This window comes from Candidatus Palauibacter scopulicola, from assembly GCF_947581915.1.
Taxonomy (GTDB): domain Bacteria; phylum Gemmatimonadota; class Gemmatimonadetes; order Palauibacterales; family Palauibacteraceae; genus Palauibacter; species Palauibacter scopulicola.
In genome coordinates, this window is record NZ_CANPWG010000011.1 from 1 (window position 1) to 2,880 (window position 2,880).

A 2,880-nucleotide genomic window follows, 5' to 3' on the forward strand; every position below is an offset into this window, starting at 1 on the left:
GTCCAATCTCGTAAGTTCAATGATAAGCGTAAGGTACGAGCCGGATACCGAATGCCGATCCAGCGAACAAGGTTCGTGTACGCCTGCTGCCAGAACGGTTCTCTGGACTTGCCGAAGAGCTGGTTGATGAGCGACGCGACGCTGTACGCCATCGAGTAGGAGTCGAGCAGCGGATCGTCGAGCGGGTTCCACTGCCAAGCTCCACCAAGCCCGATTTCGAGGTAGTCGTCCTCGCGCCCGGCCTCGCTCAGGATGCTCCGGACCTGGTGGCAGAAATCCCCTTTCACCTCCAGCACGAGCGCGCCCGCGCGGCGGTCCCCATCGTCGGCCTGCCAGGAGAGCAGCTGGCGGGCGAACGGGTACATGCAGGCCGTCGTCTTGCCCGTGCCGACGGCCCCGACGACGAGCACGCCGGTGTAGAGTCCCTTCTCGGGGACGACGAGCCAGGAGGGTTGGTCGCTCTCCCGGGCAACGGTGGGGTGGTGCAGTTCGCCGAAGACGAGCGACGGCGCGTCGTCCTTGGGCGAGTTGGGCCAGACGGGCAGCCTGCCCCGGTTCCGGCGCATGGCGAGCGGCTCCAGCCAGACCCGCGAGACCGAGCGCATCACGCTGCCGACCAGAAAGACCGCCGCGGCGGGCGCGAGGTAATACCATGCGCGGATTGCCGCGTGGATGCCCGGATCGTTTTGGGCGATCAGGTCCAGGTACGGGTTGCCGCCGATGGGCGGAAACGGCGCGAGAAGCGCGCGCGCGGCGGTCGCGGCCAAGGCCGCCCCGATGAGGACGAGCGTCCACAGCTTCATCGGCCGGACACCCTTCCCGGAGGGATCTCTGGCACTGGAGCGACCCGTAGAGGCGGGGGGCCGAAGTGTGAAAACACACTCGGCCCTACGCCGCACCGAGCCCTTGGCGAGGCGGGTCGCTCCAGCCACGGCCCCCGTGGCCCGTCCGGCGTCGGGCCGGCGGGCCGCGGTGCCGCAAGACGCCACCGCGCAAGCGGATGGACGGAAGGCCGCATGTGAATCGCCGGGGGCCGGATTCGTGAAACGACCCCCCGCGTCGTTTTCACGCCGCGGTTCGGCATAGGACGCGCTCCGGTCACCGGTAGCGGACCCTTGCGAGGCGCTCGGTGCGCCATGCGGCCCCGCGGTCGATTGATCCGCGCCCGCCCCGGCGCCGCGCCTGCTCCTCCAGCGCGACGCTGCGCTTCAGGGCGGCCTGGAGGCCGCCGAACTCCTCAAGGATGTGGACCGCGCCCTTGAGGATCGCCCGCTCGATCCGGGCGAGTTCCTCGGCCGCACCAACTTCGGACTCGCCGGGACCACCGGGCTCGGACCATCCACGCGTCACCCGCCGCGCCCGTTCGAGCTCCCGTGCAGTGCGCGCCACGGCCACGACCTCGACCGAGCGGCCAAGTCCTCGGAGCGCGCGCCAGAGCCCGCGGTGTGCGCTGCCCCACGAGCGGAGCGCCGTCGAGGTGTCGTGGCCGGGGTCTGCGTAGACGAACAGGGCGCGTGCGGAGTCGAGCGCGACCGGCAGCTTCACGGGGAAGTAGCGCCGGGTGGTACGGGCGGCTCCCCGGTACACGCGCACGGGCAGGAGCGAGCGCTCGATGCCGAGCGCCTCGAACGCGGACACCTTCTCCTGTTCCGTGGGGAGCCAGGGCAGGTCGGTGTGCTCGATCACGTAGTCGAGCGAGAGCAGGCGGCGCAGAAGCACTTCGGTCGAAGCGCCGCGGCGGTGGCGGATGTGCTCGGCTCCGAGCGCCCGGTACACGGGACGGGCGAAGATGCGGCCGACCCGGCCCATGCCGGCGACGCCGGGCTCCGTCTCCTCGCTCGCGACGCGCTCGGCGATCAGCCCGTGGACGCCGCGCCGGACCTGTTCCGGATGCGCGTCCATGAACCGCGCCCACTGCGCGCGGGTGAACACGCCGCTGTGGAGGCAGACCAGCGCGATCCACTCGGCTTTGCGGCCCGTCCACCCGAACCCTTCGAGTGCCTTCTCGCGCCCCTTGAGATGGGCGATCATCGCTCGTCTCCCGTCACGAGCGCCCGGTCGGCCCGCATGTAGGTGACGAGGAGCCCCATCGGGTTGTGAACGACGAGTTCGTTCGAAATGCTGTCGAGGAACTCGAACCGGAGCGTGAGCGACCAGCGCTCGCGGCGCAGCTCCTGTTCGCCCCTCAGATGCACGAGGTCGAAGTCCGCCGTCGCGCCGTGCGGCGGCTCGGGCGCGGGGTGGATGCGGAGCACGACCTGCTCGACTTCGGTTTCGGTGTCGGCGGTACCCGCCGCCACGCTCGCGACCTCCGCACCGTCCCTTTGGAACGCGGCGTTCGCCAGATCCGTCGAGAGGAACCGGAGGCTCCGCGTCCATTGCTCCTGCGCCGTCGCGCGGCGGCGGGAGTGGAAGTCGTGGACGAACCGGTTGAGGAAGTACTTCGTCGTCGGATCGAGCGGGTCGGCCTGCGCCGTCGCCGCCTCGTAGGCCAGCGCCTCGGCCCGGCCCACCTCGTCCACCCGCACGACGATGGGCTTGGGCGGCTCGGTGCCCGCGATCCGAAGCAGCACGAAGACGCCAAGCACGATGCTCGCCGACAGGAAAATCAGGATCGTCCGGAGCTTCCGGTTCGCCTGCACGGCCTCGCCCCAGATCTCGGCGTATTCGCGGCCCGCGTCACGGTCTCGTTTCATCATCGGTGTCTCCTTGGGACTCAGACGGGGGGCTTGGCGGGAGCGGCGGCCTTGCTTGCTCCCTGCATGACGAGCGCGACGAACCCGGACCCGGCGGAGCCGGAGCCGGAGACGAGCATCGAGGCGAGCTCGCCGACCTTGAGCCCGGCCATGAGGCCGGAGACGACGAGCGGCATGAGGACGA

Annotated in this window: 2 protein-coding genes and 1 pseudogene; all 3 read right to left on the reverse strand. The window is 70.2% G+C overall.

Annotated elements, in window-relative coordinates:
- A pseudogene (locus RN743_RS02310) lies at positions 1-803 on the reverse strand (hypothetical protein); the annotation flags it as partial.
- Between the two features lie 295 nt (positions 804-1,098).
- Positions 1,099-2,031 (reverse strand): hypothetical protein, encoded by a 933-nt coding sequence (locus RN743_RS02315; protein ID WP_310775845.1) that lies wholly within the window; start codon positions 2,029-2,031, stop codon positions 1,099-1,101.
- A complete protein-coding gene (locus RN743_RS02320; RefSeq protein WP_310775847.1) occupies positions 2,028-2,699 on the reverse strand; it encodes a VirB8/TrbF family protein in 672 nt (223 codons plus the stop codon). Before RN743_RS02320 ends, RN743_RS02315 begins: the two co-directional genes overlap by 4 nt.
- Positions 2,700-2,880: the final 181 nt, after the last annotated feature.

Excerpts from the sequence above, each read along its gene's own strand:
- RN743_RS02315 (WP_310775845.1), bottom strand. The coding sequence starts at position 2,031 with ATGATCGCCCATCTCAAGGGGCGCGAGAAGGCACTCGAAGGGTTCGGG.
- RN743_RS02320 (WP_310775847.1), bottom strand. The coding sequence starts at position 2,699 with ATGATGAAACGAGACCGTGACGCGGGCCGCGAATACGCCGAGATCTGG.